General features: G+C 69.9%; 28 protein-coding genes. 15 read left to right on the plus strand and 13 right to left on the minus strand.

Going from position 1 to position 26,289, the window contains the following annotated elements:
• Window positions 1-195 precede the first annotated feature (195 nt).
• The 4 genes from mnmA to DJ021_RS12015 all read left to right on the plus strand — a co-directional run bounded on the left by mnmA (window position 196) and on the right by DJ021_RS12015 (window position 3,275).
• The gene (gene mnmA, locus DJ021_RS12000) at window positions 196-1,380 is read left to right on the plus strand and encodes a tRNA 2-thiouridine(34) synthase MnmA (protein ID WP_279386488.1); all 1,185 of its coding nucleotides are present in this window, start codon (window positions 196-198) and stop codon (window positions 1,378-1,380) included.
• A gap of 38 nt (window positions 1,381-1,418) precedes the next feature.
• The gene (locus tag DJ021_RS12005; RefSeq protein WP_111457769.1) at window positions 1,419-1,610 is read left to right on the plus strand and encodes a hypothetical protein; all 192 of its coding nucleotides are present in this window, start codon (window positions 1,419-1,421) and stop codon (window positions 1,608-1,610) included.
• A gap of 57 nt (window positions 1,611-1,667) precedes the next feature.
• On the plus strand, window positions 1,668-2,858 hold the full coding sequence (locus DJ021_RS12010; protein WP_111457770.1) for an acetyl-CoA C-acyltransferase: 1,191 nt from the start codon (window positions 1,668-1,670) through the stop codon (window positions 2,856-2,858).
• Between the two features lie 144 nt (window positions 2,859-3,002).
• Entirely contained in the window at window positions 3,003-3,275 is a 273-nt protein-coding gene (locus DJ021_RS12015) for a GNAT family N-acetyltransferase (protein ID WP_111457771.1), read from the plus strand.
• 340 nt (window positions 3,276-3,615) lie between these two features.
• Here the strand turns inward: DJ021_RS12015 and DJ021_RS12020 are convergent, their stop codons facing one another.
• Window positions 3,616-3,903: a hypothetical protein gene (locus DJ021_RS12020; protein WP_111457772.1), complete on the minus strand. Its 288-nt coding sequence runs from the start codon at window positions 3,901-3,903 to the stop codon at window positions 3,616-3,618.
• A gap of 344 nt (window positions 3,904-4,247) precedes the next feature.
• On the opposite strand from DJ021_RS12020, the gene DJ021_RS19100 reads away from it, so the two are divergent.
• The gene (locus DJ021_RS19100) at window positions 4,248-5,885 is read left to right on the plus strand and encodes an anti-phage dCTP deaminase (RefSeq protein ID WP_133254999.1); all 1,638 of its coding nucleotides are present in this window, start codon (window positions 4,248-4,250) and stop codon (window positions 5,883-5,885) included.
• A 530-nt stretch (window positions 5,886-6,415) separates the two neighbouring features.
• On the opposite strand, the gene uvrB is transcribed toward DJ021_RS19100, so the two are convergent.
• Window positions 6,416-8,668: an excinuclease ABC subunit UvrB gene (gene uvrB, locus DJ021_RS12030; RefSeq protein ID WP_111459085.1), complete on the minus strand. Its 2,253-nt coding sequence runs from the start codon at window positions 8,666-8,668 to the stop codon at window positions 6,416-6,418.
• A 112-nt stretch (window positions 8,669-8,780) separates the two neighbouring features.
• Between uvrB and DJ021_RS12035 the strand changes: the two genes are divergently transcribed.
• Window positions 8,781-9,176 carry a hypothetical protein gene (locus tag DJ021_RS12035; RefSeq protein WP_111457773.1) on the plus strand — a complete coding sequence of 132 codons (396 nt, stop codon included), beginning with the start codon at window positions 8,781-8,783 and terminating at the stop codon, window positions 9,174-9,176.
• A 142-nt stretch (window positions 9,177-9,318) separates the two neighbouring features.
• On the opposite strand, the gene DJ021_RS12040 is transcribed toward DJ021_RS12035, so the two are convergent.
• Complete coding sequence (locus DJ021_RS12040) at window positions 9,319-9,624, minus strand: GIY-YIG nuclease family protein (protein WP_165837281.1); 306 nt, start codon at window positions 9,622-9,624, stop codon at window positions 9,319-9,321.
• Window positions 9,625-9,739: 115 nt separating this feature from the next.
• Complete coding sequence (locus DJ021_RS12045) at window positions 9,740-9,922, minus strand: hypothetical protein (protein ID WP_111457775.1); 183 nt, start codon at window positions 9,920-9,922, stop codon at window positions 9,740-9,742.
• A gap of 455 nt (window positions 9,923-10,377) precedes the next feature.
• On the opposite strand from DJ021_RS12045, the gene DJ021_RS12050 reads away from it, so the two are divergent.
• Window positions 10,378-11,397, plus strand: a complete 1,020-nt coding sequence (locus DJ021_RS12050) for a cell wall hydrolase (protein WP_243625977.1) — start codon at window positions 10,378-10,380, stop codon at window positions 11,395-11,397.
• 126 nt (window positions 11,398-11,523) lie between these two features.
• Here DJ021_RS12050 and DJ021_RS12055 read toward each other — a convergent pair whose 3' ends face one another.
• Complete coding sequence (locus DJ021_RS12055) at window positions 11,524-12,465, minus strand: GlxA family transcriptional regulator (protein WP_111457776.1); 942 nt, start codon at window positions 12,463-12,465, stop codon at window positions 11,524-11,526.
• Between the two features lie 79 nt (window positions 12,466-12,544).
• Here DJ021_RS12055 and DJ021_RS12060 point away from each other — a divergent pair, with 79 nt between their 5' ends.
• From DJ021_RS12060 to DJ021_RS12070, 3 genes are all read left to right on the plus strand, one after another.
• Window positions 12,545-13,237 (plus strand): DJ-1/PfpI family protein, encoded by a 693-nt coding sequence (locus DJ021_RS12060; RefSeq protein WP_207801827.1) that lies wholly within the window; start codon window positions 12,545-12,547, stop codon window positions 13,235-13,237.
• 95 nt (window positions 13,238-13,332) lie between these two features.
• Window positions 13,333-13,608, plus strand: coding sequence for a DUF4242 domain-containing protein (locus tag DJ021_RS12065; RefSeq protein WP_111457778.1), 276 nt, complete (start codon window positions 13,333-13,335; stop codon window positions 13,606-13,608).
• 66 nt (window positions 13,609-13,674) lie between these two features.
• Window positions 13,675-14,706 carry a GlxA family transcriptional regulator gene (locus DJ021_RS12070; protein ID WP_111457779.1) on the plus strand — a complete coding sequence of 344 codons (1,032 nt, stop codon included), beginning with the start codon at window positions 13,675-13,677 and terminating at the stop codon, window positions 14,704-14,706.
• Here the strand turns inward: DJ021_RS12070 and nadC are convergent.
• From nadC to nadA, 3 genes are read right to left on the minus strand one after another with little or no spacing between them, the layout of a single operon-like run.
• Complete coding sequence (gene nadC / locus DJ021_RS12075) at window positions 14,703-15,548, minus strand: carboxylating nicotinate-nucleotide diphosphorylase (protein ID WP_111457780.1); 846 nt, start codon at window positions 15,546-15,548, stop codon at window positions 14,703-14,705. The two genes, DJ021_RS12070 and nadC, sit on opposite strands and share 4 nt — an antisense overlap.
• Window positions 15,545-17,071, minus strand: coding sequence for an L-aspartate oxidase (locus DJ021_RS12080; protein WP_111457781.1), 1,527 nt, complete (start codon window positions 17,069-17,071; stop codon window positions 15,545-15,547). Before DJ021_RS12080 ends, nadC begins: the two co-directional genes overlap by 4 nt.
• Complete coding sequence (gene nadA / locus DJ021_RS12085) at window positions 17,071-18,156, minus strand: quinolinate synthase NadA (RefSeq protein WP_111457782.1); 1,086 nt, start codon at window positions 18,154-18,156, stop codon at window positions 17,071-17,073. Before nadA ends, DJ021_RS12080 begins: the two co-directional genes overlap by 1 nt.
• A gap of 387 nt (window positions 18,157-18,543) precedes the next feature.
• On the opposite strand from nadA, the gene DJ021_RS12090 reads away from it, so the two are divergent.
• Window positions 18,544-19,614, plus strand: coding sequence for a cell wall hydrolase (locus tag DJ021_RS12090; protein ID WP_111457783.1), 1,071 nt, complete (start codon window positions 18,544-18,546; stop codon window positions 19,612-19,614).
• Here the strand turns inward: DJ021_RS12090 and DJ021_RS12095 are convergent.
• From DJ021_RS12095 to trxB, 3 genes are all read right to left on the minus strand, one after another.
• Complete coding sequence (locus tag DJ021_RS12095) at window positions 19,590-20,075, minus strand: GNAT family N-acetyltransferase (protein ID WP_111457784.1); 486 nt, start codon at window positions 20,073-20,075, stop codon at window positions 19,590-19,592. The two genes, DJ021_RS12090 and DJ021_RS12095, sit on opposite strands and share 25 nt — an antisense overlap.
• 48 nt (window positions 20,076-20,123) lie before the next feature.
• Window positions 20,124-20,315, minus strand: coding sequence for a hypothetical protein (locus tag DJ021_RS12100; protein WP_111457785.1), 192 nt, complete (start codon window positions 20,313-20,315; stop codon window positions 20,124-20,126).
• A gap of 98 nt (window positions 20,316-20,413) precedes the next feature.
• Window positions 20,414-21,427 (minus strand): thioredoxin-disulfide reductase, encoded by a 1,014-nt coding sequence (gene trxB, locus DJ021_RS12105; RefSeq protein WP_111457786.1) that lies wholly within the window; start codon window positions 21,425-21,427, stop codon window positions 20,414-20,416.
• A 34-nt stretch (window positions 21,428-21,461) separates the two neighbouring features.
• On the opposite strand from trxB, the gene DJ021_RS12110 reads away from it, so the two are divergent.
• The 3 genes from DJ021_RS12110 to pseH are packed head-to-tail and all read left to right on the plus strand — an operon-like array spanning window position 21,462 to window position 23,368.
• Window positions 21,462-21,677, plus strand: a complete 216-nt coding sequence (locus tag DJ021_RS12110; RefSeq protein WP_207801828.1) for a hypothetical protein — start codon at window positions 21,462-21,464, stop codon at window positions 21,675-21,677.
• A gap of 57 nt (window positions 21,678-21,734) precedes the next feature.
• Entirely contained in the window at window positions 21,735-22,796 is a 1,062-nt protein-coding gene (gene pseI, locus DJ021_RS12115; RefSeq protein WP_111457787.1) for a pseudaminic acid synthase, read from the plus strand.
• A complete protein-coding gene (pseH, locus tag DJ021_RS12120) occupies window positions 22,793-23,368 on the plus strand; it encodes a UDP-4-amino-4,6-dideoxy-N-acetyl-beta-L-altrosamine N-acetyltransferase (protein ID WP_111457788.1) in 576 nt (191 codons plus the stop codon). The genes pseI and pseH overlap by 4 nt, the downstream gene beginning before the upstream one ends.
• On the opposite strand, the gene DJ021_RS12125 is transcribed toward pseH, so the two are convergent.
• Entirely contained in the window at window positions 23,365-24,081 is a 717-nt protein-coding gene (locus tag DJ021_RS12125; protein WP_111457789.1) for a cytidylyltransferase domain-containing protein, read from the minus strand. The two genes, pseH and DJ021_RS12125, sit on opposite strands and share 4 nt — an antisense overlap.
• 126 nt (window positions 24,082-24,207) lie before the next feature.
• Between DJ021_RS12125 and DJ021_RS12130 the strand changes: the two genes are divergently transcribed.
• Window positions 24,208-25,149 carry a phytanoyl-CoA dioxygenase family protein gene (locus DJ021_RS12130; RefSeq protein WP_243625978.1) on the plus strand — a complete coding sequence of 314 codons (942 nt, stop codon included), beginning with the start codon at window positions 24,208-24,210 and terminating at the stop codon, window positions 25,147-25,149.
• A gap of 3 nt (window positions 25,150-25,152) precedes the next feature.
• On the opposite strand, the gene pseG is transcribed toward DJ021_RS12130, so the two are convergent.
• Window positions 25,153-26,199, minus strand: a complete 1,047-nt coding sequence (pseG, locus tag DJ021_RS12135) for a UDP-2,4-diacetamido-2,4,6-trideoxy-beta-L-altropyranose hydrolase (RefSeq protein ID WP_111457791.1) — start codon at window positions 26,197-26,199, stop codon at window positions 25,153-25,155.
• Between the last annotated feature and the right edge of the window lie 90 nt (window positions 26,200-26,289).

A 26,289-nucleotide genomic window follows, 5' to 3' on the forward strand; every position in this document is an offset into this window, starting at 1 on the left:
GAGCCAATTTTTGTGCGGGAGCGCTTCTCATAGTCTCGCGTCGCTGGCGCTCTTCGATGACCTGCCGACGATGGCTGCACTTTAGCGCAATTCTGTGACGGGGCGGATCACGCTTGCGGGACCCGCAGCCGGCCTCCCGGCTGTTCTGACCGGCGCCCCTCGCAAACCCCTGACCCAACAGCTAAATAGGGGCCCATGACGCTTGCCCAGACCCTGGTCCGCGACGCCCCCGAGGGCCTGCTCGGCGCAGCGCGCGACGCCGTGCGCCTGCCGATTGGGGCCAGGATCGTGGCGGCGATGTCCGGCGGGGTGGACTCCACGGTCACCGCGGCCCTGCTGGCCAAGGCCGGCTACGACGTGGTCGGCGTCACCCTGCAGCTCTACGACCACGGGGCGGCGATCCAGAAGAAGGGCGCCTGCTGCGCCGGCCAGGACATCCACGACGCGCGCACCGCCGCCGAGGGCCTGGGCATCCCGCACTACGTCCTCGACTACGAGAGCCGCTTCAAGGAACAGGTCATCGAGGACTTCGCCGACGCCTACCTGCGCGGCGAGACGCCGATCCCCTGCATCCGCTGCAATCAGACGGTGAAGTTCCGCGATTTGCTGGACGTGGCCCGCGACCTGGGCGCCGAGGCCATGGCCACCGGCCACTACGTCCGCCGCGAAGTGGGTCCGGCGGGCCCGGAGCTGCACCGGGCGGCCGATGCGGCCCGCGACCAGAGCTACTTCCTGTTCGCCACCACGGCCGAGCAGCTGGCCTACCTGCGCTTCCCGCTGGGCGGCCTGCCGAAGCCGGCGGTGCGCGCGGCGGCGGCGGAGCTGGGCCTGGCGGTGGCCGACAAGCCCGACAGCCAGGACATCTGCTTCGTGCCGGAAGGCCGCTACACCACCATCATCGACCGCCTGCGCCCGCACGGCGCGGAGGCCGGCGACATCGTCCACATGGACGGCCGCACCCTGGGCCGCCACGAGGGCGTCACCCGCTACACCATCGGCCAGCGCCGCGGCCTCAACGTGGCGGTGGGCGACCCGCTGTTCGTGGTCCGCATCGACGCCGACGCGCGCCAGGTGATCGTCGGGCCGCGCGAGGCCCTGCTGACCTCCGCCCTGACGCTGAAGGAGACCAACTGGGTCGGCGACGGCGCCTCCCTGGAGGCCGCCTGCGAGACCGGCCGTCCGGTGCTGGCGCGCGTGCGCTCCACCCGCGAGCCGGCGCGCGGCCGCCTGGCCCTGGTCGACGGCCAGCCCGGCGTGGCCTTCGACACCGCGGAGGAAGGCGTCGCCCCCGGCCAGGCCTGCGTCCTCTACGCCCCCGAAGCCCCCAGCCGCGTACTGGGCGGCGGCTTCATCGCCGGCACGGTGCGCCAGAACCTCTAGCCGCGCTCGCGTGTTGTCTCCGCCAAAGGAGACACCTCATGGCTGCTGAGAAGAAATGGATCGCCGGCGCGACCAAGAAGAAGGGCGCGCTGCACGAGGCGCTGCACGTGCCGAAGGACGAGAAGATCCCTGCCGCCAAGCTGCACGCCGCGGCGAAGAAGGGCGGCAAGGTCGGCCGCGAAGCGCGCCTGGCCGAGACCCTGAAGGGCCTGAACCACAAGCACGACTAGCCGCAGGTGACGTGGCGTCAGGATGACGATGCGGGGCGGCGGGCCTATATCCGACCCATGACCCAATCCTCCGATCCCGTCGTCATCGCCGCCTACGCCCGCACGCCGATGGGCGGCTTCCAGGGCGCGCTGTCCGGCCTGAAGGCCACCGAGCTCGGCGCCGCCGCGGTGAAGGCCGCGGTCGAGCGCTCGGGCGTCGACCCTGCGGCCGTCGAGCAGATCCTGATGGGCTGCGTGCTGCCCGCAGGCCTCGGCCAGGCGCCGGCCCGGCAGGCGGCGCTCGGCGCGGGCCTGCCGAAGTCGGTGCAGGCGACCACGGTCAACAAGATGTGCGGCTCGGGCATGCAGGCCGCGATCCTGGCGCATGACGCCCTGGCCGCCGGCTCCGTGGACGTGGTGGTCGCCGGCGGCATGGAGAGCATGACCAACGCCCCCTACCTGCTGCAGAAGCACCGCGCCGGGGCCCGCATCGGCCACGACACCACTTATGACAGCATGTACCTGGACGGGCTGGAGGACGCCTACGAGCCCGGCCGGCTGATGGGCTCCTTCGCCGAGGAGACCGCCAAGCAGTACCAGTTCACCCGCGAGGCCATGGACGAGTACGCCATCGGCTCGCTGAGCAAGGCCCGGGCCGCCGTCGAGAGCGGCGCCTTCGCCCGCGAGATCGTCCCGGTCGAGGTGGTCGGCCGCAAGGGCTCGGTCACCGTCAGCGACGACGAGCAGCCGCTGAAGGCCGACCCCGCCAAGATCCCGACGCTGAAGCCGGCCTTCGCCAAGGATGGGGCGATCACCGCCGCCAACGCCAGCTCGATCAGCGACGGCGCCGCCGCCCTGGTGATGACCCGCGAGAGCGTCGCCAAGGCGCTCGGCATGACCATCGTCGCCCGCGTCGCCGCCCACGCCGCCCACGCCCACGAGCCCGGCCTGTTCACCACCGCGCCGGTCCCCGCCATCCAGAAAGCCCTGAAGCGCGCCGGCTGGAGCGTCGACGACGTCGACCTGTTCGAGGTCAACGAGGCCTTCGCCGTGGTGGCGATGATCGCCGAGCGCGACCTCGGCCTCGACCGCGCCAGGCTCAACGTCAACGGCGGCGCCTGCGCGCTCGGCCACCCGATCGGCGCCTCGGGCGCGCGGATCCTCGCCACCCTGTTGAGCGCCCTGCAAGCCCGCGGCGGCCGGCGCGGCGTCGCCAGCCTCTGCATCGGCGGCGGCGAGGCCACGGCGATGGCGGTGGAGCTGGTTTAGGGATTCAAATTCCTCCCCCGATGGGGGAGGGGGACTGCGAAGCGGTGGAGGGGGTCAGCACGGACCTCGGAGGACCCCCTCAGTCGGCTTCGCCGACAGCTCCCCCAGTGGGGGAGCAACTCGCCGCTGCGCCAGGAGTGATGAATGAGCGAGCTTCGCAACGACACCGCCAGCGCCCGGTACGAGATGGACGAGCAGGGCATGACCTCCTGGGCCGACTACCGGCTGGCGGGAGAGCGCCTCTACATCGACCATGTGGAGAGCCCGCCGGCCCTGCGCGGCTCCGGGGCGGCGGGACGGCTGATGGCGGCGGTGGCCGCCGACGCGCGGGAACGCGGCCTGAAGATCACGCCGATCTGCGGCTACGCCGCCGCCTGGCTGCGCCGCAGCCACGAGTTCCGGGATCTGGTGGGGTAGGGCAGCGCCCTGAAGTTCCTCCCCCTCTGGGGAGGGGAACCGCGAAGCGGTGGAGGGGGTCAGCGCGCACCTCGGAGCCCCTCAGTCGGCTTCGCCGACAGCTCCCCCGGTGGGGGAGCAACTGTCTGGCAAAAGCCCTTAGGCTTATCGAAGCTGGTTAACGCGGGCGGGTTTGAAAACGGATTTTCGACGGCGGCCCTGGCCTCGTCGATCCCCTGCGGCGCCCTTGGGCCGCGGCTGTGCCGGACTGGCTCTGCGGCCTGTTCCGGACCGGGATAGCGGCGTTCGCACCGGCCGGGTCCGCCATGGCGCAACCCGGCCGAAGTCGACGCTGTCGCCCTTAGGTGCGGGCGACGATGGCTTCCAGGGTCTGCACCCGGGCTTCGCAATCCTCGACCATCCGACGGGCCAGGTCGCGGACGCCGGGCGGATAGGCGTCGCCGCCCTCCGAGATCTCGGCCGCGATCTGCTCGACGGCGACAAGCGCCTGATTCAGCGAGCGAATGTGATCCTTGGCCAGGTTCTTGGCTTCCAGTTGCAGGCGGCGAACCCGCTGCGCAACGGTCTCGATCTTAGGCGCCGAAGTCTTCAGGTCGTTGTCGGCGACAACACTCAGAGACGGTGACATCCGATAATACCTCAAATACCCAATCCAGGTCTCGCAAGGTCCGCGGCCCCCGGTGGACCGGCTCCAAAGCCTCGCTCGCCTGCTGTCTCGATAAGGACCAGAGACAGCACAGGTTCCCTGACCGCCGCATGAACGGCGCCAGGACTTTGAAGGTGGGGATTTGCAGCCACACTGTGTAGTTAACCGGAGCCGTAGACGCGGCTAAGATGGCAATTCGGGCTGCGAGATTTTTTGAGGGCGGCGGGAGCGGGGCTATCCGAGAGCCTCATCCGTGAGTTGAACTAGCCCAGACGTCCGTCTAGGTTTGTTGAAAATATGCGTCGCTGCGTGTCCGGGGGGAACGTTTGGCCAGTCAGAAACCAACGCCCGTTGCCGCAAACGATGCGCAGGCGATTGATCTTTCGCCACTCTCGCAAGAACTCGTAATTGGCTTAGTCGGTTATGCGGGCGCTGGGTGCTCCACGGCCGCACGACGGCTTGATGTTTTTCTAAGCAACTTGGATTACGATGTTCATATAATAAAATTGAGTAAGCTTATTAGCGCGCAGAGGTCAGATGTGACGCTGCCGGTAGCAGTTCCTGGGAAAAATGAAGGGCAATTGAAGCTTGATCGAGCGATTGCCCTTCAGGACCTTGGTGATGAGCTCAGGCAAAGGTTTAACGCCAACGCCGTGGCGTCGCTCGCAATCCGAGAAATTCGCGCGATCAGAGGTGTGGGGGATGTTGGTCGAAAAAAAACGGCGTTCATATTGGAATCTCTTAAGCATCATGAAGAGGTAGATCTCCTACGCAAAGTCTACGACCTTACGTTCCGCCTGATTGCGGTACACTGCGAGCGTGAGAAGCGGGAAGCGCGATTGATTGGTACCGCTACTTCAACCGCAAAATATCGCGGCGTGCCCAGGGCCGACGTTCAGAAATTCATGGATAGGGATGAGAAGGACGCCTCGGTCTCCTTCGGGCAAGAAGTCCGGGATGCGTTTTATATTGCAGATTATTTCTTAGATAACTCAACCAATTCGCATGACGGAGCCAACCTGAGTGATGATCTCGAGCGGTTTGTTGCGTTGATCCTTGGTGAGGGCTTGGTCCGACCGACCAAGTCAGAGCGAGCAATGCATCATGCGCATGCCGCCGCGCTGCAATCGGCGTGTTTGTCGCGCCAGGTCGGCGCGGTGCTCGCCTCGGGTGAGGGGGAGATTTTGGCGACCGGCACGAACGATGTCCCCCGCTTTGGTGGCGGCGTTTACCAGGAAGGTGGCGAGCCAGACCACCGGTGCCACGTCTGGGAATGGGGGGAGGGTGAGCTTACATTTGTGGGCTGCCACAATGATCGCAAGAAGAAGGCTCTCCGAGCCGAGATCGGTAGCTGGCTTGCCGAGAACATCGCCTCGCAGATGGCCACCCTCGCTCATCCCATCCAGTCTGGCGAATTTGACGCAGCCGCATCTGCGAGAAGTGCCGCAGAGAAAGCAATAAGAGACTATCTTGCTGCTCCTCCGATATCGTTTGATAAGATTCCGGGTATTAAGGATCTTATAGAGTATTCAAGAGCCATTCACGCGGAAATGGATGCTGTTCTTGCCGCGAGTAGAGCTGGGATTTCCCCGGTCGGAACGGTGCTGTATTGTACTACGTACCCCTGTCACAACTGCGCGCGTCACCTCGTTACTGCTGGTGTGGAGAAGGTATATTTTATCGAACCGTACGTGAAGAGCTTGGCGACGGAATTGCATTCCGACGCTATTACGGCCGAGGATGAGGGTCAGGATAGGCCGACAAAGATGGCGATCTTGCCCTTCACGGGGGTGGGCCCCCGGATGTATGATGATTTGTTCGTCAAGCGTGGCCCCTTGAAGGGGGCTGGCGGCGTTTATGATCCGCCAAAAGCAAGCGTACCTGCATTCGCCGTGCGACTGAAGGAGTTGGCTGGGGTCGAGGAGGCGGCGGCGTCTCTGGTTCCTGAGGTTTCCGGTGGTTGATGTATTAGCGTTTCGCTCGTCTTCTGTAGGCGGAGCTCACATGCCGGAGCGGCAATCCGACCTCTTTAACGCGTTGTCCCACGGTCCTGTGCTCGCGTTCATGGACGTGGCGCGGGTTGGCCAGGATTCTTTTCTAGACATATTGGCGAGAAACGCGGTTGGTCGAGTAGTCGACCTGCGGTCAAGTCCGGTTTTCAGGCGGCCGAGATTTGAACACAAGAAGATAATGTCCTACTTTTCTAAATACCAAATATCATACTTAGAATTGTCTTTGCGGATATCGGTCTTGGGTTCCGAAACTAAAGCGTTCGAGGGAATAGCGTCCGAATGTATTGGAGAGGGTCGAAGCGGGGTAACGCTATTCCTCTTCGATGAGTTGGCAGAGCAGAATGATCGACCGGTGTTGATGAGAAAATTTCTGAAATCTCATGCAGCGCGAGTAATCGAAATGAATTGCAGGGCCCTGCCAGGCTATAAGACGGGCTGACGGCCACGGGCTAGCCCGTGGCCCCCTCTGATGCCGGGGCCACCTACCGCTTCCCCTTCCGGAACCGCTCCGCCGCCTCGGCGCGCGCCTCGGACTTCACCCGCTTCACCGCCTCGCGGTCCACGGCCTCGCCCGGCGCGGTCATGGCGTCGTTGGCGAATTCGAGGTCGAGGAGCTTCAGGCGCTTGATCTCGTCGCGCAGGCGGGCGGCGGTCTCGAACTCCAGGTTGGAGGCGGCCTCGCGCATCTTGCTTTCCAGATCGCGCAGGGTGGCCTTGAAGTTGTCGCCCAGGAACGGCTTGGCGCCGTCCTCCGCCACCCCGACCGGGACGGTGACGCGGTCCTTCTCGTAGGGGCTCGCCAGGATGTCCTTGATCGAGGACTTGATGCTGGCCGGGGTGATGCCGTGGGCGGCGTTGTACTCTTCCTGCTTCTCGCGCCGCCGTTTGGTCTCGGAGATGGCGCGCTCCATCGAGCCGGTGACGCGGTCGGCGTAGAGGATCACCCGGCCGTCGATGTTCCGCGCCGCCCGGCCGATGGTCTGGATCAGCGAGGTCTCCGAGCGCAGGAAGCCCTCCTTGTCGGCGTCGAGGATGGCCACCAGGCCGCACTCGGGGATGTCGAGGCCCTCGCGCAGCAGGTTGATGCCCACCAGGGCGTCGAAGGCGCCAAGCCGCAGGTCGCGGATGATCTCGATGCGCTCCATGGTGTCGACGTCGGAGTGCATGTAGCGGACCCGAAGGCCCTGCTCGTGCATGTACTCGGTGAGGTCCTCGGCCATCTTCTTGGTGAGTACGGTGATCAGGCTGCGGTAGCCCTGGGCCGCCACCTGCCGCACCTGGTCGATGACGTCGTCCACCTGGCTGAAGCCGTCGCTGGAGACCGGCTTGATCTCCACCGGCGGGTCGATCAGGCCGGTGGGGCGGATCACCTGCTCGGTGAAGACCCCGCCGGTGCGCTCCATCTCCCACGGGCCGGGAGTGGCCGACACGTGCACCGTATCGGGACGCATGGCGTCCCACTCCTCGAACTTCATCGGCCGGTTGTCCATCGCCGAGGGCAGGCGGAAGCCGTACTCGGCCAGGGTGAACTTGCGCCGGTAGTCGCCGCGGTACATGCCGCCGATCTGCGGCACCGTCTGGTGGCTCTCGTCGACGAACAGCAGGGCGTTCTCGGGGATGTATTCGAAGAAGGTCGGCGGCGGCTCGCCGGGCCGGCGGCCGGTCAGGTAGCGGGAGTAGTTCTCGATCCCGGCGCAGGAGCCGGTGGCGTCGATCATCTCCAGGTCGAAGGTCGTGCGCTGCTCCAGCCGCTGGGCCTCCAGCAGCTTGCCGTTGGCCACCAGCCAGTCGAGCCGCTCCTTGAGCTCGGCCTTGATGCCGTTGATCGCCTGCCGCAGCGTCGGGCGTGGCGTCACATAGTGGCTGTTGGCGTAGACCTTGATGCCCTTGAGGTCGCCGGTCTTCCTGCCGGTGAGGGGGTCGAACTCGCTGATGGTCTCGATCTCGTCGCCGAACAGGGAGATGCGCCAGGCGCGGTCCTCGTAGTGGGCGGGGAAGATCTCGATGGTGTCGCCGCGGCGGCGGAAGGTCCCGCGCTCGAAGGCCTGGTCGTTGCGCTTGTACTGGAGGGCCACGAGGTCCCCCATCAGCTTCTTCTCGTCGATCCGCTGCCCCGGCTCCAGGGTGAAGGTCATGGCCGTGTAGGTCTCGACCGAGCCGATGCCGTAGATGCAGGACACGCTCGCCACCACGATCACGTCGTCGCGCTCGAGGATCGCGCGGGTGGCCGAGTGGCGCATCCGGTCGATCTGCTCGTTAATCGAGGAGTCCTTCTCGATGTAGGTGTCGGTCCGCGGCACGTAGGCCTCGGGCTGGTAGTAGTCGTAGTAGGAGACGAAGAACTCGACTGCGTTCTCCGGGAAGAAGCTCTTGAACTCGGAATAGAGCTGGGCGGCCAGCGTCTTGTTGGGGGCCAGGATCAGCGCCGGGCGCTGGGTCTGCTCGATCACCTTGGCCATGGTGAAGGTCTTGCCGGAGCCGGTGACGCCGAGCAGCACCTGGTCGTGCTCGGAGCCTTCCAGCCCGGCCACCAGCTCGGGGATGGCGGTCAGCTGGTCGCCGGCCGGCTGGTAGTCGCTGACCAGCTTGAACTTCTGCCCGCCCTCGGACTTCGCCGGCCGCGACGGCCGGTGCGGCTTCCACAGCAGCGGCATGGTGTTTTCGTCGTAGTCGAACGTCGCCGACATGTCGGACACGCCGGATTGCGTGGGGGTGCTGGCGGGGGAACGGGGCATGAACGGCAAGGTAGGAGCGCCGGGGCGGGAAAGCTACCCCGCCGCGGCGCCCTGCTGACGGCAGGCTGGCAGCAGGCTATCAAGCCGGCGCTCATGCCGGGCGGAGTTCGCGATGGTCCAGTCCAACCACCCCCACGCCGAGGCCATCGAGGCCGCCCAGCAGGTCCTGGACGACTTCATGACCGCCTTCAACGCCCGCGACGTGAAGGCCTGGGACGCGACCTTCAACTTCCCCTCGGTGCGGCTGGCGTCCGGCAAGATGGTCATCATCCGGCCCGGCGACCACAAGGCCGAGATGTTCGGCCGCGGCCCGCTGGCCGAATGGGACCACTCCGCCTGGGCCCGCCGCGCGGTGGTCCACGCCGGCGACGACAAGGTCCACCTCGACACCCGCTTCACCCGCTATCGCGCCGACGGGTCGGTGATCGGCGGATTCGACTCGATCTACGTCATCACCTGTGAAGGCGGCCACTGGGGCGTGAAGATCCGCTCCAGCTACGCGCCGTAGTGGTCAAAAATCCGCTCTTCCCGGCGAAGGCCGGGACCCAGACCGGAGCGCGATGGCGGATGGCTTGACGCGGAGTCCGTGGAGAGCAGGTCTGAGCCCGCCATCTGGGTCCCGGCCTTCGCCGGGAAGAGCGGGGTAGGAGCTAGAGCGCCAGCAGGTTGATGAGGTTGTTCGACAGGTCGCGCCAGTCGGGGTTCTGCGCCTCGATCATTCGAAGCTTCCAGGCTCTGCGCCATTCCTTGATCCGGCGTTCCCTGCGGAAGGCAGCCTCTCGCGACTCGTGCGTCTCGAACCAGACCAGCATGTGGACGCCGTAGCGTCCGCAGAAGCTCGTCTTGTCATGGGTCTTGTGCTGGTGGACCCGCGTCGCGAGATCGTCTGTCGAGCCCGCGTAGAGGGTCCCGTTGCGCCGACTCGCCATTAGGTAGGTGTAGAACAGGGCTCGCAGATCCTGCCGTGGGCACGCTTCTGCAAAGCATAGTCCGACCGACGGCTCAGCGCACCCACAGCAAAGCCTCCCCCGAGTGGCTCGGGGGAGGCTGGCTGGCTGGGAGGGCGTGGAGCTAGTGCTTTTCGGCCTGGCCGACGACCGCGCCCGCGGCGCCGCCGACGGCTGCGCCGACCGGGCCGCCGACCACGGCGCCCGCGACCGCGCCGGTGGCGGCCTTCTGCTCGACGTTGTGCCCGCAGGCGGCGAGGCTAAGGGCCGCGCCGGCGGCGGCGAGCAGCATGAATGTCTTGCGCATCGTGGTCCTCCAGTGATGTCGGGCAGACAACGTACGCCTCGCGGTGAAGGTTCCGCTCAAGCTTCGGGAGCGAGGCCGTCCAAGTAGAAGCTCGCGTCGCCCTTGAATTCGCAAGTATGGTTACAGATCGTCGCGCGCCGTAGACCATCCGCGCCCCTGGCCCGTGTCTTGCCCCACCAGATTAAGAGTGGATCAAAAGGGTACAGCACCAAGCGTCACATTAAATCTTATGCTGCACTGCAAAATGGGCTTGCCAGCCCCGCGCTTTGCATTCATAAACCCTTCACCATTTGCCGTCGCCTGCCCCACAACGAGTCCCGGGCAGGCCAGCCGGCGGGCGCTGCCAGCATGAGCAGGGGCGACCGCGGCGACAATTGTCGGGGGGCAACTTCGCCCTCGCCGTGCAGGACACGATCGTTTTGAAAATTGGAACGCAGGCAAGCGCCGAATGGCGCGTGCTGCTCAGCGCCGCGTTGATCGGCTCCGGCGTCGGCATGGCGCTGGGCGCCGCCTACATGGTGGGCGGAATGGCGCAGGCCGCCACCGACTACAGCCGCGCCGCGCGCATCGCCGAAGCCGCCTCCGGGGGGTTCTCGGAATCCGTGCTGCAGCGCGAGGTCGCCGCCATGGATCCCGGGGCCTTGCGCCTGGCCCGCGAGCACGACCCCTTCACCAGCGCCGGCGCCGCCGAGCGCGACCGGCAGGCGGCGATTATCGCCACCCGCCTGGAACGCCGCGCCGACTCGCGGGTCGCCACCATCTCCTATGGCGCGCAGCCCGGCACCGCGCTGGACTCCTCGCGCGACCTCGATTGCCTGACCTCGGCGGTCTACTTCGAAGCCCGTGGCGAGACGCCCCGCGGCCAGGCGGCCGTGGCCCAGGTGGTGCTGAACCGGGTCAAGAACCCCAGTTTCCCGAAGACCGTCTGCGGCGTGGTGTTCCAGGGCGCGGCGCGCCATACCGGCTGCCAGTTCTCCTTCGCCTGCGACGGCTCGATGCGCGGCCGGCGCGAAGCCACCGCCTGGGACCGCGCCCGCAAGGTCGCCGCCCGCGCGCTCTCCGGAGCGGTGCTGGCCGACGTCGGCTCGGCGACCCACTTCCACACCACCGGCGTCGCGCCGGTGTGGGGTCCGCGGATGCTGCGCGTGGCGCAGGTCGGGCTGCACGTCTTCTATCGCTTCAATCCGCATGCGAACGACCGCGGCCTGACGACGGAGCGGGCGGTGTTCGCCAGCCTGCCGACCCCGCCAGCGCCGACCGAGTTTCGCCTGGCTTCGGCCCTGGTGGACAAGGCCTCCGAGGCGGCGGCGCCGGTGGTCATTACGCCCGCTGCGCCGGCTTTGGCCGCCCAGCCGACGCCGACCGCGACGCTTGAGGCCAAGCCGCAGGCGAAGGTCCTGGACGTTCCGCCCGTCGGGCTGACCAAGGCCTCGGATCAAGCGGCCGCCAGGCCCGCGGCCACCAACGCTTCCTGATCTGCGCTTGCCGCCGCCCAGCGCGGTGCCAAGCTGATGGTCGGCGAGCGCCGACCTCGGAGAACCCCCTCAGTCGGCTTCGCCGACAGCTCCCCCAAGGGGGGAGCAACTATCTGGCCTCCCCGCTCAGGCCCGCGCGGCGCGGCGCAGGGCCTGAGGCGGCTGGCCGAAGCTGCGGAGGAAGGCGCGGCGCATGCGCTCGGGATCGCCGAAGCCCACGGCTTCGGCCACCCGGTCGATGGGTTCGTGGCCGGCTTCGACCCGGGTCCGCGCCGCCTCCAGGCGCAGGCGCTCCACCGCCTTGGCGGGCGTGAGGCCGGTGTCGGCGGCGAAGGTGCGGGCGAAGTTGCGCGGGCTCATGGCCGCCTGGGCCGCCAGCCGCTCCACGCCCAGCGGCTCGGCCAGCCGTTCGCGCATCCAGTCCATCAGCCCGGCGAACCGGCCGTACACGCCGCCGTCGTCGAGCAGGGCGGAGAACTGCGACTGCCCGCCCGGCCGGCGCTGGTGGACCACCAGCTGCTGGGCGGTGCGCCGCGTTACCGTCGCGCCCAGGTCCTCCTCGATCAGCGCCAGGGCCAGGTCGATGCCGGCGGTGATCCCGGCCGAGGTCCAGACCTGGCCGTCGCGCACGAAGATCCGGTCCGGCTCCAGCCGCACCTTCGGATAGCGCCGGGCGAAGTCGTCGGAGCGGCCCCAGTGGGTGGTGGCGCGCCGGCCGTCCAGCAGTCCGGCCTCGGCCAGCAGGTAGGCGCCCGAACAGACGCTGGTCACCCGCCGGGCGTGCGGGGCGGCGCGCTTCAGCCAGTCGACGATGGCCGCCAGGCGCCGCAGCGACCGGGTGCCGTCGCCGCCGGCGATCATGATGGTGTCCCAGGGACCGTCGTGCAGGGCGCGGGCCCGCATCGCCACTCCGGCGGAGCTGGCCGTCTCCCCGTCCTCGGCCGCCAGCAGCTCGAGGTCGTAGGCGCCCGGCTGGTAGCGGCCGGCGATCTCGAACGCGGCGATCGGCCCGGCGGCGTCCAGCAGCTGGAAGCCGGGGAAGATCACCATGGCCAACCGGCGGCTCATGGCAGAATCCGAGGGAACAATGTCATTTCAGCCGGACGCTAGGCCTGGGACGATGCACCCGTCAACCGCGGAGCCTCCCATGTCCAAGCTGCAGATCGTCATCCCGCTCTATCCGGACGTCACCCACCTGGACTTCACCGGCCCTCACCAGGTGCTCAGCCGCGCGCCCGGCGCGGAGGTGGTGGTGGCGTCGATGGGCGGCGCGGACGTGGCCGCCGAAGGGCTGATGTTCACCGGCCTCGCCGACCTCGCGGCCATCGAGCGCTGCGACATCCTCTGCGTGCCCGGCGGCCTGGGCGCCACCGACGCCATGCTGGACGAGGCCTTCATGCGTGAGATCCGCAGGCTGGGCGCGGGGGCGACCTACCTGACCTCGGTCTGCACCGGATCGCTGATCCTCGCCGCCGGCGGTTTCCTGAGAGGCAAGCGCGCGGCCTGCCACTGGGCGTGGCGCGATCTGCTGCTCCCGTTCGGCGCCATCGTCGACGGGGGCCGGGTGGTCCGCGACGGGAACATCATCACCGGCGGCGGCGTCACCGCCGGCATCGACTTCGCCTTCGTCCTGCTCGCCGAGCTGGCGGGCGAGGGCTTCGCCCAGGCGGTGCAGCTGGGGCTGGAATATGCGCCCGCGCCGCCGTTCAACGCCGGCCGCCCGGAGCTGGCCTCGGCGCAGGTGCTGGCGGCCTACAACCGGCGCATGGAGCCGCTGATGGGGGTCCGCCGGGCCGCGGCGGAGGAGGCGGCGCGCCGGCTGCAGCCGGCCGGCGCCTGACTGGCGCGATCGCCCCCCTAGGATGTCCGGATCGCCATCTACCCCGAGACCGGGCGGCGGCGCACCCTTTGGCCACCTTCAAAGGGAGACCGACGATGAAGAAGTACGTGATCGAGCGTGAGATCGCCGGCGTGGACCGGCTGGATCGCGACCAACTGCGGGGCGCGGCGGCGACGTCCAACGAGGCGCTGTCGAAGCTCGGACCCCAGATCAAGTGGCTGGAGTCCTTCGTGGTCAAGGACAAGACCTTCTGCGTCTACCTGGCTGAGGACGAGGAGGTCATCCGCGAGCATGCCCGCCTGAGCGGCTTCCCGGCCAACCGGATCAGCGAGGTGACGGAGACGATCAGCCCCGCCACCGCGGCCCCCTGAGCGCCGCTCGCCAGCCGGCCCCGCCCGTGGGAAGATCGCCGCGGGCGGGGCCGAGGAGCAACCGCGATGCTGGACGTGACCGTGGTTCTGCTGGACGACGGCTTGTCGTCGACGGCGATCATGCCGGTGGAGATCTTCCACTCCGCCGGCGTGCTCTGGAACGACCTGCACGGCGTGCCGGCCGAGCCCGCCTTCCGGGTGACCACCGCCTCGCTCACCGGCGAGGCCGTGCGCAGCCCGAAGGGGATGACGATCAAGCCCGAGACCGCCATCGCGGCGGTGGAGCGGACCGACATCATCATCGTGCCGACCTCCGGGCTGGAGCTGGATCTCAAGCTGGTCGAGAACAGCGCCCTGCTGCCCAGGCTTCGCAAGCACTACGCGGCCGGCGCCTACGTGGCCGGGGTCTGCATGGGCGCGGCCTACCTGGCCGAGGCCGGCCTGCTCGACGGCCGCCTGGCCACCACGCACTGGGCGGTCTGCGGCGACCTCGCCCAACGCTACCCGCAGGTGAACTGGCGGCCGGACCTGTTCGTCACCGAGGACTCCCGTCTGCTGTGCAGCGGCGGGGTCTACGCTTCCATGGACCTCAGCCTGCACCTGGTGGAGAAGCTCTGCGGCCACGAGGTCGCGGTGCAATGCGCCAAGGCCCTGCTGCTGCCGATGCCGCGCCAGCATCAGTCGGGCTATGCGGTGCTGCCGCTGTCGCCGCCGCACGGCGACGACCGGATCCGCGCCGCGGAGGCCTTCCTTCAAGGCGCCTACAAGGACGACGTCTGCACCGAGACGCTCGCCCGGCAGGCCGGATTGGGTCCGCGCACCTTCGTGCGACGCTTCAAGGCGGCGACCGGGCGACACCCGACCTCATACCTGCAGGCGGTGCGCATCGCGACCGCCAAGGCCATGCTGGAGCGTGACGGCGCGCCGATCCAGCAGGTGAGTTCCGCGGTGGGATACGAGGACGTCGCCTTCTTCCGCAGCCTCTTCAAGCGCTCGACCCGCATGACGCCCGCCGAATACCGCGCCCACTTCGGGCCGATGAGCGTGCGGGGCGAGCCGGAGCTGGAGGGCGCCTGGGACCTCGCTCCTACGGCCTAGACGGCGTCCAGGCCGATATCGAGCACGCCGACCGAGTGGGTGAGGGCGCCGACGCTGATCACGTCCACCCCGGTCTCGGCGACCGCCCGCACGGTTTCCAGGGTGATGCCGCCGGAAGCCTCCAGCACCACCTTGCCGCCGACCCGCCGCACGGCCTCGCGCAGGTCGCCGAGGCTGAAGTTGTCCAGCATCACCACGTCGGGGGCGTTGGCCAGGGCCTCGTCGAGCTGGTCCAGGCTATCGACCTCGACCTCGACCTTCATCAGGTGCCCGGCGGCGGCCTTGGCGCGGCGCACGGCCTCGCCCACCGAGCCGCAGGCCGCAACGTGGTTGTCCTTGATCAGGATGGCGTCATCCAGGCCGAAGCGGTGGTTCACGCCGCCGCCGCAGCGGACCGCGTATTTCTCCAGCGCCCGCAGGCCCGGCGTGGTCTTGCGGGTGTCGACGATGCGGGCGTCCGTGCCCGCGACCGCCTCCACATAGGCGCGGGTGAGCGTGGCGATGCCGGAGAGGCGGCCCAGCAGGTTGAGCGCCGTACGCTCGGCCGACAGCAGCGCCCGGGCATTGGCTTCCACCCAGGCCAGCTGGGCGCCGGCCGCGATCCGGTCGCCGTCCGCCGCCAGGGTGCGGAAATCGGCGGTGGGATCGAGCTCGGCGATGGCCAGGCGGGCGCAGGCGAGGCCCGCCACCACGCCGGGCTTGCGGGCGGCGAACACGGTGGACAGCCGCGCCTCGGCCGGGATGCAGGCCTGGGCGGTGACGTCGCCGGCCCGGCCGAGGTCCTCGGCCAGGGCGGCGCGGACCACCGGGGCGATCAGCAGGTCAGGCAGTGGCGCGATCATTCGGCGGCGAACCTGAGGCCCGCGGCGGCGGAGTCCAGTTCGGCCAAGGTGACGAAGGTCCGCCGCGGCTCGGCCTGGGCGGTGGCGTCGGCGCGGAAATGGCCGCCGCGGCTCTCGGTGCGGGCGAGCGCGCAGGCGGCGATCAGCCGCGCGGCGACCAGCGGCGGGCAGGCGCCGTGGATCGCCTGGAGGTCGCGGACCTCTCCCAGCAGACGGCCGAGACCGGCGGCGTCGCGGATCACGCCGGCGTCGCGGCTCATGGCCCGGCGAAGCTGCTGCAAGGCGGCGTCAGGCAGCTTCGGCGGCACGTGCGCGGCCAGCGGCTCGCTCGCGACGTCCGGCTCGCCGGCCGCGGCGCGGCCGGCGCGGGCGCCGAACACGGCGGCTTCCAGCAGGGAGTTGGAGGCCAGGCGGTTGGCGCCGTGGACGCCAGTGGAGGCGCATTCGCCGGCGGCGTAGAGGCCGGGCAGGGAGGTGCGGCCCTGCGCGTCCGTGGCGACGCCGCCCATGTGGTAGTGGCAGGCCGGCGCCACCGGGATCGGCTGGACGCGCGGGTCGACGCCGCCGGACAGGCAGGCGGCGAACACCGCGGGGAACTCGTCGGGGAAGTGCTGGCCCACGGCCTCGCGGGCGTCGAGGAAGGCGCCGCGGCCGGCCTCGCGCTCGGCGTGGATGGCGCGGGCGACCACGTCGCGCGGCGCGAGCTCGGCGTCGGGATGATAGCGGGCCATGAAGCGCGCGCCGGCGGCGTCGACCAGCACCGCGCCTTCGCCCCGCAGCGCCTCGGTGGCCAGCGGGGCCGGATCGCGGCCGATGTCGATGGCCGTGGGGTGGAACTGCACGAACTCCGGATCGGCGATCACCGCGCCGGCCAGGGCGGCGAGGCCCAGGCCGTCGCCGACCAGTTCGGCCGGCGTGGTGGTGACGGCGTAGAGGCCGCCAACGCCGCCGGTGGCGAGCACGACTGCGCGGGCGACGATCTCCACCAGCGCGCCGCCCTGCTCGGCGACGACGCCGCGCACCCGGCCGCCCGCGTCCTGCAGCAGGCTGCGCAGCCGGACGCCGGTGCGGACCTCGATGTGCGGCGCGGCGAGGACGGCGACGGTCACCGCCTCCATGATCGCGCGCCCGGCCTGGTCGCCCTTCACGCGGGCGACGCGGGCGCGGCCATGGGCGGCCTCCAGGCTCTGGGCGAAGCCGCCGTCGGCGGTGCGGTCGAAGGGGGCGCCGAGCGCGGCCAGGGCGCGGACCGCGGCGGGACCTTCCTCGGCCAGCAGCCGGGCCATGGCGGCGTCCACCAGCCCGGCGCCGGCCGCCGCGGTGTCGGCGGCGTGCAGCGCGGGCGTGTCGTCGGCGGCGAGCGCCGCGGCCATGCCGCCTTGCGCCCAGGCCGAGGAGCAGCCGTGGTTCAGCGGGGCCTCGGTCAGCACCAGCACCTTGGCGGGCGCAGCGGCCAGGGCGGCGGTCAGGCCGGCCAGTCCTGCGCCGACGACCAGCACGCCGTCGTGGCGAACGCGCTGCATCAGATCAGCTCCACGTCGACGTGGTGGCGGGCCTTGACCAGGTCGTAGCGGGCCGGGCGCGCCGGCGGCGGCAGGTCGACCATCCGCTGCACGGCCAGACGCGCGCGCTCGGCGATCAGCGGATCGACGGTGACCTCATAGCGTTCGTGCAGCAGCGCCTCGTAGATGTTCTCCAGCGTGATCCGCTTCATGTGCGGGCACAGGTTGCAGGGCCGCACGAACTCGGTGTCGACGGCGTCGGCCGCGACGTTGTCGGCCATGGAGCACTCGGTGATCAGCACCACCCGCTTCGGCTTGCGGGTCAGCACGTAGTCGTTCATCGCCGCCGTCGAGCCGGCGAAATCCGACACCTCGAGCACCTCGGCCGGGCACTCGGGGTGGGCCAGCACCTCGGCGTCGGGATAGGCCTCCTTGATCTCCAGGATGTCGGCGGCGGTGAAGCGCTCGTGCACCTCGCAGCGGCCCTTCCAGGCGATGATCTTGATGTCGGTCTGCCGGGCCACGTTTCGGGCCAGGAACTCGTCCGGGATCAGGATCACCCGGTCGACGCCCCATAGCCGCGCGGCTTCCTCCACCACCTGCACGGCGTTGGCGCTCGTGCAGCAGATGTCGGTCTCGGCCTTCACCTCGGCGGTGGTGTTGACGTAGGTGACCACCGGCAGGCCCGGATAGCGCTGCTTGATCAGCCGCACGTCGGCGCCGGTGATCGAGGCGGCGAGCGAGCAGCCGGCCTGCAGGTCGGGGATCAGGACCTTCTTCTCCGGCGACAGGATCTTCGAGGTCTCGGCCATGAAGTGCACGCCGGCCTGGACGATCACCCGGGCCTTCGACTTGGCCGCTTCCTTGGCCAGACCCAGGCTGTCGCCGACATAGTCGCCGACCCCGTGGAAGATCTCCGGCGTCATGTAGTTGTGGGCCAGGATGACGGCGTCCTTCTCCCGCTTCAGCCGGTTGATCTCGGCGATCAGCGGAGCCTGCAGGCGCCACTCCATGGGCGTGACGTGCCGCTTGACCTTCTCCCAGGCCGGCAGGGTCTCGGCTTCGATCTCGGGGGTGAACGCGAACTGGAACCCGTCGGCGGCCATTGACGCCTCCTTATGCTCAATTTGAGCATTTCACCGGCCTAAAAAGACGCCTCGGGAGCCCGGCCCCTTTGGCGTTGATATGCTCACTTGGAGCATAACTGAGGGTACAGATATAGCGCCGCGGAAGCCGAGCGCAAGTCACATCCGCTGGACGTGTCCGGTGGCGGATCGTGGAGCTTTTCCACCTTTTCGCCGGTTTGCAGTCTTACCTGCGCCCCGCGAACCGGCCACAGAGGCCGGCCAGGAACCAGAGAGCCCGAGGATCTGAGCCCAAAACCCGACATAAGACGCCGCGTCGCCCTGGTCGCGGTCCTGGCCCTTGCGGCCTGCGGCCCGACGGGCCGACCCTCGCTCACGCCCGGTCAGCAGCGGCTGGCGGGCCACGGGTTGTCGGACGCCGAGCTGGCGCGCGACACCGGCCGGATGGACCCGGCCATGCGCGCCCTGGCCCTTCGCCACGACCCGGGGCTGCGCCGGTCGGACCCCTGGAACCGCCCTCAGGGCTGGTCCAGCCTCGACATCCGCAAGGTCCCCGACCTCGGCTTCACCCAGGCGCCGCCGCAGACGGCCGAGGAGGTCAATGCGCTGCGGCCCTTCGCACGCTCGCCGATCCGGCCCATGCGGCCGTTCGTGCTGAAGACCGACGCCGCGGATCAGAACCGCGCCCTGCATTGCCTGGCCCAGGCGGTCTACTACGAGGCGGCGCGCGAGCCGACGGCGGGCCAGCAGGCGGTGGCCCAGGTGGTCCTGAACCGGGTGCGCCACCCGGCCTATCCGAAGTCGATCTGCGGCGTGGTCTACCAGGGCGCGGCGTTGCCGACCGGCTGCCAGTTCACCTTCACCTGCGACGGGGCGCTGCGCTGGGCGCCGGAGCCGGCGCTCTGGGATCGGTCGCTGGCGGTGGCGAAGCGCGCGCTCGCCGGCTTCGTGGCCACGGACGTGGGCTCGGCGACGCACTACCACGCCAGCTACGTCGCGCCCTACTGGGCGCCGACGCTGGTGAAGATGACCCAGGTGGGGGCGCACATCTTCTACCGCTGGACCGGCCCCTGGGGCGAGCCGCCGGCCTTCACCGGGCGCTACACCGGTCACGAGTCCGACCTGCCGCCGCAGTTGCTGGCCAGCGCCGACCCGCGCCTGCCGGGCCCGCCGGTCGAGCGGAAGGTCACCCTGGCGGTGGCCGGCGAGGTCCGCACCTACAAGGTCGCCGATCCGGCGGCCGTGGGCGGCGAACGCACCCGGGTGATCGGCACGATCCAGTCGACCCGCCGCCAGCCGACGCCGGAGGAGATCAAGCAGATCAACGCCCGCCTCGCGGCGGTGGAGCAGAAGCTCGACGGCGGATCACCGCCGCCTGCGACCGGCCCGGCCCCGGCTGCTGCGCCCCTGAAGCCCGCGGCCCTGAAGCCCGCGTCGGCCCCGAAGGCGGAGGATCAGCCGACGAATGCGTCCGGATAGGCGACGCTGACGGGCGCGTCGAAGGCCCCCGGCTCGAGCGCCAGGGCCATGAAGGCGGGCTGGCCGGCGTAGGGCGCCGACACCTGCGCCGCCGCCGCCGCGGAGAAGCCGAAGCGCGGATAGAAGGCGGGGTCGCCCAGCACCAGCACCCCGTGGGCGCCGAACTCCTTGGCCATCTCCAGCCCGGCGCGCACCAGCCCTGAGCCGAGGCCGGCCCGCTGCGCCTCCGGCCGCACGGCCAGCGGCGCCAGGGCCGCGAACATCTCGTCGCGGTCGGCCCACAGGCGGCTGAACATCACGTGGCCGACCACCTCGCCGGCCTGCTCGGCCACCATCTCGAACAGCGCGTCGCCGTCGGCGCGCAGTCGCGCCACCAGCCTCGCCTCGTCGGCCTGTCCAAAGGCCGCACTCACGACGGCGTCGATGGCCGCGTGGTCGGCGGGGCGGGCATAGCGGATCATGGCGGCGAGCCTAGCCTTCCCGGGCCGCGCGCGGGAGGGGGAGGGGCGCTATGCCTCGAAGGAGCGTTTTTCGGGCTCGACGCGGCCGTAGTCGCCCTCGTTGCGCGAGACCTCCGCGGCCAGCCGCCGCCAGCCTTCGGCGATGTTCAGATAGACGTCCTTCTCCGCCGGGCTTTCGGCCCGCGCCGCCAGGCGCATGACGGTCTCCGCCTGCGCGAGATATCGCTCACTGTCCCGCATCCGCGCGCAATCTCCGGCGGCCCAACTTTTAAGGGGCGACGAAGTTTCGTGCTCGCCTCGCGATTAGGCGAAAATGCGGCGCAAGCCTTTGGTGAAGCTTACCAAGTTCCGATTTTTTCGGCCTCTTGATGGCTGATCGGGTGGTGCGCCTTGCGGTGGTCCTCCTCGGCCAGGAACCGCACCGCCTCGAGCGCCGCCATGCAGCCCATGCCGGCCGCGGTGACCGCCTGGCGATAGACGTCGTCGGTCACGTCGCCCGCCGCATAGACGCCCTCGACGGCGGTGGAGGCCGTGCCGGCCTTCACCTTCAGATAGCCGGAGGCGTCCATCTCCAGCTGGCCCTTGAACAGCTGCGAGGCCGGCGCGTGGCCGATGGCGATGAACACCCCGTCGCAGGGCAGCACGGTGGTCACGTCGGTGTCGAGGTCCTTCAGCCGCACGCCGGTGACCCCCATCGGGTCCTCCGCGCCGATCACCTCGTCGATGGCCGCGTTCCAGATCACCTCGATCTTCGGATTGGCGAACAGCCGCTCCTGCAGGATCTTCTCGGCCCGGAACTCGTCGCGCCGGTGCACGACCGTCACCTTGTCGGCGAAGTTGGTGAGGAACAGCGCCTCTTCGACCGCGGTGTTGCCGCCGCCGACCACCACCACCTGCTTGCCGCGGTAGAAGAAGCCGTCGCAGGTGGCGCAGGCCGAGACGCCGAAGCCCTGGAACCTCTGCTCGGACGGCAGGCCCAGCCACTTGGCCTGGGCGCCGGTGGCGATGATCAGGGTCTCGGCCAGCCACACCTGGCCGCTGTCGCAGACCAGGCGGAAGGGCCGCTTCGAGAGGTCGGCCTCCAGCACGATATCGTTGATGACCTCCGTGCCCACGTGCTCGGCCTGGGCCTGCATCTGCTCCATCAGCCAGGGACCCTGAATCACCTCGGCGAAGCCGGGGTAATTCTCCACCTCGGTGGTGATGGTGAGCTGGCCGCCCGGCTGGATCCCCTGGATCAGCACGGGGTCGAGCAGGGCGCGCGCAGCATAGACGGCGGCGGTGTAGCCGGCGGGGCCGGAGCCCACGATCAGGCAACGAACGGAGCGGGGGGCGGAACGATCTTCAGGCATCGCCGTAATGTAGGTGCGATTCTGGAGTGGTGCGATGGACGACCATATGAAGCAGCTCGGTATTTGGGCCGGAGTGGGCGCGGCTCTGGGTGTCGGGGTGGCTTTGGGGCTGGGTCTGAGGATGCTGGCGACGGGCGCGGCGGTCGGCGTCGGGGCCGGCGTGGCCCTGGGCGCGGCCAGCAGCCTCAAGCGCCGGACGAACGGCCATGCCGGGATGGTCTCCACGCACGAAGCGCCGGCTCTGCACTAGTTAACGCCCGTTTCAACGGCGGGGCTTAGACTGGGCGGCAAGCCCGTGAGTCCCGCCATGCCTGCACATCCACCCGAGATCGAGATCGCCGGCCGCAAGGTCGGCGCGGCCTATCCGCCGTTCGTAATCTGCGAGCTCTCCGGCAACCACAACGGCAGCCTGGAGCGGGCGCTGGCGATGATCGATGCGGCCGCGGCCACCGGCTGCGACGCCATCAAGATCCAGACCTACACCGCCGACACCATCACCATGGACGTCGACCGGCCGGAGTTCCGCATCGCGGGCGGCCTCTGGGACGGGCGCAGCCTGCACGAGCTCTACCAGGAGGCCCAGACACCCTACGAATGGCACCCGGCGCTGTTCGAACGGGCGCGGGCGCGCGGCGTGATCCTGTTCTCCAGCCCCTTCGACGAGACCGCAGTGGACCTGCTCGCGGACCTCGGCGCGCCGGCCTACAAGATCGCCTCCTTCGAAGCGGTGGACCTGCCGCTGATCCGCTACGCCGCGGCCAGGGGCAAGCCGCTGATCATCTCCACCGGCATGGCCAACCTCGAGGAGATCGAGGCCGCCAAGGCCGCGGCCCTGGAGGCCGGGGCGGCGGGCGTGGTGCTGCTGCACTGCGTCTCCAGCTATCCGGCCGCGCTGGAGGACGCCAACGTCCGCACCGTCGCCGACATGGCCGGGCGGTTCGGCTGCCCGGTCGGTCTGTCGGATCACACGCCCGGCACGGCGGCGGCGGTGGCGGCGATCGCCATGGGCGCCTCGGTGATCGAGAAACACTTCACCCTGGCCCGCGCCGACGGCGGCCCCGACGCCGCCTTCAGCCTGGAGCCGGACGAGTTCCGCACCCTGGTCGCCGACGGCAAGGCAGCCTGGACCGCGCTCGGCCGCGCCCACTACGACCTGCTGGGCTCGGAACGCGGCAACCGCGCTTTCCGCCGCTCGCTCTACGTCGCCGCCGACGTCCGGGCCGGCGAGCCGCTCAGCCGCGCCAACGTCCGCTCGATCCGGCCAGGGAACGGCCTGCCGCCGGCCGACCTCGACGCGGTCCTGGGCCGTCCCGCATCGCGCGACCTGAAGCGCGGCGAGCCGCTTGCCTGGGACATGGTGGGCCGATGAGCGTCCGCCTGCGCCTTGTGGCGCCCGAGGACAGCGCCCGCCTGCTCGCCTGGCGCAATGCGCCGGAGGTGGCGGCCTACATGTACAGCGACCATGCGATCTCGCAGGCCGAGCACGACCGCTGGTTCGCCGGCGCGCTGTCGGCCGCGGACCGCCGCTACTGGATGATCGAGATGGACGGCCAGCCGGTCGGCCTGGCCAACCTCGCCCGCATCGACCCCGCCGCCCGGCGCTGCGACTGGGCCTACTACCTGGGCGAGGCGTCGACCCGCGGACGCGGCCTGGGTTCGCGCATCGAGTACATCGTCCTGCGGTACGTGTTCGAGGCCATGGGCTTCAACAAGCTCTGGTGCGAGGTGCTGGTGGAGAACGAGGCGGTGTGGAAGCTGCACCAGTCCTTCGGCTTCGTCCGCGAGGCCCTGTTCCGCGCGCACGTGTTCAAGGACGGCCGGTTCCAGGATGTCGTGGGCCTCGGCATGCTCCGCACGGACTGGCAGGCCGCCAGGCCCGCCATCGAGGCGCGGCTCCGCGACAAGGGCCACGATCCCGAAGCGCTGGAGCCCGCGCCCTAGACCCGCCGGTCGCCGCCGTAGGTCGCCAGGTCCGGCCGCGACCGTACGAAGGCGCGCACGTCATCCGACGTGAACGCCGGGTTCTTGCCGTAGAGGCCGTCATAGACCGCGGCCACGAACGCGTAGTCGTCGGGGCGGTCCACCGTCCAGCGCACCAGGCCCTCGTCCACCGGCGGCTCCAGGCGGGCGATCCGGTAGCGCTCGGGATGGCGCCAGACGCCCCAGGTGACGTGCTCGTGCTCCTCGGGCGTCGAGGCCTGGGCGGCGGCGCGGCGCAGGGCCGGAGCGGTGATCACCTCCACGTCCTGTCCCTTCGGGAAGCCCAGGGTCTCCAGCCGGTTCTGCGTGTAGTCGGCCCCGCTTTCCAGGTGCAGGTCGATGGTGCGGTCGATCAGCTGAGGATCGATCAGCGGGCAGTCGCCGGTCAGCCGCACCACGTGCTCGGCCGGGCTGGCGTCCAGCGCGCCCACGAAGCGGGCGAGCACGTCCTCTAGCGGTCCGCGATGGACGCGGACGCCCTCGCGCAGCAGCACCTCGACGAGCGGGTCGTCGCCAGGCTCGACGCTGGTCGCCACCACCAGCTGGTCGATCCGCCGCGCCCGGGCGGTGCGCTCCAGCTGCCGCAGGATCATCGGCGCGCCGGCCAGGGGCAGCAGCACCTTTCCCGGCAGGCGGGTGGAGCTGAGGCGGGCCTGCAGGATGGCGAGGATCAAGGGCGGGTCTCCGTCGGCCGATCATAGTCCTGACCCGGCCGGGGTAAGCGTGGGTTAACGCGAGTCGGGTGTGCTCTCCGCGCGGACGTGGGCGTCCAGCCGATCGGAGGGCCTTGGATGGACATCATGACGGAGTCCCGGACGGAGGAGGCCGATGGCCGACTGGCCCGCGCGGTGGTGTCCGACTTCATCCGCAACGGCGCCCACCTGTTCGACGAGCGGGTGGACCCGCAGGCCGCAGCCGAGCTGCTGGCCGAGATCCGCGCCACCCGGCGGTTCGACGACAGCCTCTTCCTCTCGCAAGCCGAGTTCGACGCCGACCCGCAGTACACCGGCGTCAATCCGAAGCCCGGCCGCAACCTGCTGGAGCGCTTCGAACACCGCCTGGGCTTCGTCGAGCAGGCGCCGCACCTGGTCGAGGCGATCACCACCCTGCTGGGGCCCGACTACCGGATCCTCGACAAGAAGGTGGTCTGCGGCGTGCCGGCGCGGTCCGTGCCGCCCTGGCTGCAGGCCCGCATCCTCGGCAATCCGGTGAACAACCTGGGGGCCTACGTGCGGCCCGAGCACCGGGACGTGACCTATTTCTACGGCATCGACTTCCATCAGGACCTGATCGACTACAAGGCCCGCGAGGCCGATTTCCTGACCCTCTACGTCTACCTGCATCCGGTCGGCCGCGCCGACGCGCCGCTGTTCCTGCTGGAGGGCAGCCATCGGCTGGGCGGCTCGGTGTTCCCGCACGAGCTGACGCGCACAGGTCCCGACGCCTGGCTCTACCGCAACGGCCCGTACGGCGAGGTGGCCGTGCGCCAGAGGATGCTCACCGGCGACGCCGGCTTCGCGGCCATCTGGCACGCCTGCACCCTGCACGGCACCCAGCCCGACGCCGCCGACCACGAGCGGATCTCGCTGCGTTACCTGGTCGCGCGCGGGGCGGCGAAGACCTCGGCCATCGACACCGTCAACGCCACCCTGGCCGGACCGCTCAGCCTCACCGACACCCGCAAGGACCTGGGCGCGGACGGCTCGGCGGCGATCCGGCGCAACACGGTCAATCAGGTCTGAGGCTCAGCGCGTCGGCTGGGACGCGCTGTCGCGGATGCGCTGCAGGAACACCGTGGCGATGCGGCCGGCCCCCAGGCCGTCGCAGAGCTCGGCGCTACTGACCGCCAGCTGGCGACGCAGGGCGGGATCGATCATCAGCCGGGTCAGGGCGCGGTCGAACTGCGGGTCGAAGTCCGGCTGGTCGGCGTCGAGCGCCAGCGCCGCGCCGCGGTCGGCGAGCGCGGCGGCGGCGGCGCGCTGGTTCTCCGCCAGGACGATCACCACCGAGGGCAGGCCCAGGGTGCAGCGTTCCCAGGCCGATGAGCCTGAACCGCCGACGGCGATGTCGGCCTCCGCCGTCAGCCGCGCCATGTGCGGGGTGTCCACGTGGATCGCCAGGCGGGGATCGCGCCGGGCGACCTTCATCAGGCCGGGCAGGCTGGGGGCCTGGTCGCCGAGGACGATGTCGAGGCCGGCGTCGCCGACCCGCGGGCGCAGCCGCTCCACCACCCGGGCGGTGATGCCGTCCACGTCGGTCAGCCCCATCGAGACCAGGACGCGCTGCACCGGCTCGCCGCGCCAGGCGAGCGCGGTCTGGCGCAGGGCCGCGAACTCCGGGCGCACCGGCGCGTAGGGAGGGCCCAGCAGCAGGCGCGCGTCGTCGGCGATCAGGCCGTTGTAATCCTCCGCCTTGCGGGCGGGGCCGGAGTCGACCACCACGTCGGCGCCGAGCGGACGGTCGGCCAGGTCGTCGATCACCAGCACCGGCCGGCCCTGGCCCATCGCCCGGTGGTCCCGCTCGCCCAGGCCGTAGTGGTCGAAGACCACGGCGTCGAAGGCTTCCGCCGCTACGGCGGTGGCGAGGTCGCGGGGCTCGGTGGAGGCGGCGGCCAGCTGCGCGGCGTCCGGCGCAAAGGCGTCCAGCACGGCGCTCACCGCCGGCGGACCCATGAAGGTGCAGGACGCGCCCTGCGCCGACAGCGCCCCGGCCAGGGTCAGGGAGCGGATCACGTGGCCGCCACCCACCCGCGGGCCGGCGTCGACGACGAACAGGATTCGAGGTCCGGTCATGGCCGCGGATCACCCGCAAACTTGGCCAGATCGGGGCAGGGGATCGCTGCGGGGCTCATCGCCGGGACAAAAGAGCAAGCCGCCCGAAAA

Source organism: Phenylobacterium hankyongense, assembly GCF_003254505.1.
Taxonomy (GTDB): Bacteria; Pseudomonadota; Alphaproteobacteria; order Caulobacterales; family Caulobacteraceae; genus Phenylobacterium; species Phenylobacterium hankyongense.

Excerpts from the sequence above, each read along its gene's own strand:
- mnmA (WP_279386488.1), top strand. The coding sequence starts at position 196 with ATGACGCTTGCCCAGACCCTGGTCCGCGACGCCCCCGAGGGCCTGCTC.
- DJ021_RS12005 (WP_111457769.1), top strand. The coding sequence starts at position 1,419 with ATGGCTGCTGAGAAGAAATGGATCGCCGGCGCGACCAAGAAGAAGGGC.
- DJ021_RS12010 (WP_111457770.1), top strand. The coding sequence starts at position 1,668 with ATGACCCAATCCTCCGATCCCGTCGTCATCGCCGCCTACGCCCGCACG.
- DJ021_RS12015 (WP_111457771.1), top strand. The coding sequence starts at position 3,003 with ATGAGCGAGCTTCGCAACGACACCGCCAGCGCCCGGTACGAGATGGAC.
- DJ021_RS12020 (WP_111457772.1), bottom strand. The coding sequence starts at position 3,903 with ATGTCACCGTCTCTGAGTGTTGTCGCCGACAACGACCTGAAGACTTCG.
- uvrB (WP_111459085.1), bottom strand. The coding sequence starts at position 8,668 with ATGCCCCGTTCCCCCGCCAGCACCCCCACGCAATCCGGCGTGTCCGAC.
- DJ021_RS12035 (WP_111457773.1), top strand. The coding sequence starts at position 8,781 with ATGGTCCAGTCCAACCACCCCCACGCCGAGGCCATCGAGGCCGCCCAG.
- DJ021_RS12045 (WP_111457775.1), bottom strand. The coding sequence starts at position 9,922 with ATGCGCAAGACATTCATGCTGCTCGCCGCCGCCGGCGCGGCCCTTAGC.
- DJ021_RS12055 (WP_111457776.1), bottom strand. The coding sequence starts at position 12,465 with ATGAGCCGCCGGTTGGCCATGGTGATCTTCCCCGGCTTCCAGCTGCTG.
- DJ021_RS12060 (WP_207801827.1), top strand. The coding sequence starts at position 12,545 with ATGTCCAAGCTGCAGATCGTCATCCCGCTCTATCCGGACGTCACCCAC.
- DJ021_RS12065 (WP_111457778.1), top strand. The coding sequence starts at position 13,333 with ATGAAGAAGTACGTGATCGAGCGTGAGATCGCCGGCGTGGACCGGCTG.
- DJ021_RS12070 (WP_111457779.1), top strand. The coding sequence starts at position 13,675 with ATGCTGGACGTGACCGTGGTTCTGCTGGACGACGGCTTGTCGTCGACG.
- nadC (WP_111457780.1), bottom strand. The coding sequence starts at position 15,548 with ATGATCGCGCCACTGCCTGACCTGCTGATCGCCCCGGTGGTCCGCGCC.
- DJ021_RS12080 (WP_111457781.1), bottom strand. The coding sequence starts at position 17,071 with ATGCAGCGCGTTCGCCACGACGGCGTGCTGGTCGTCGGCGCAGGACTG.
- nadA (WP_111457782.1), bottom strand. The coding sequence starts at position 18,156 with ATGGCCGCCGACGGGTTCCAGTTCGCGTTCACCCCCGAGATCGAAGCC.
- DJ021_RS12095 (WP_111457784.1), bottom strand. The coding sequence starts at position 20,075 with ATGATCCGCTATGCCCGCCCCGCCGACCACGCGGCCATCGACGCCGTC.
- DJ021_RS12100 (WP_111457785.1), bottom strand. The coding sequence starts at position 20,315 with ATGCGGGACAGTGAGCGATATCTCGCGCAGGCGGAGACCGTCATGCGC.
- trxB (WP_111457786.1), bottom strand. The coding sequence starts at position 21,427 with ATGCCTGAAGATCGTTCCGCCCCCCGCTCCGTTCGTTGCCTGATCGTG.
- DJ021_RS12110 (WP_207801828.1), top strand. The coding sequence starts at position 21,462 with ATGGACGACCATATGAAGCAGCTCGGTATTTGGGCCGGAGTGGGCGCG.
- pseI (WP_111457787.1), top strand. The coding sequence starts at position 21,735 with ATGCCTGCACATCCACCCGAGATCGAGATCGCCGGCCGCAAGGTCGGC.
- pseH (WP_111457788.1), top strand. The coding sequence starts at position 22,793 with ATGAGCGTCCGCCTGCGCCTTGTGGCGCCCGAGGACAGCGCCCGCCTG.
- DJ021_RS12130 (WP_243625978.1), top strand. The coding sequence starts at position 24,208 with ATGACGGAGTCCCGGACGGAGGAGGCCGATGGCCGACTGGCCCGCGCG.
- pseG (WP_111457791.1), bottom strand. The coding sequence starts at position 26,199 with ATGACCGGACCTCGAATCCTGTTCGTCGTCGACGCCGGCCCGCGGGTG.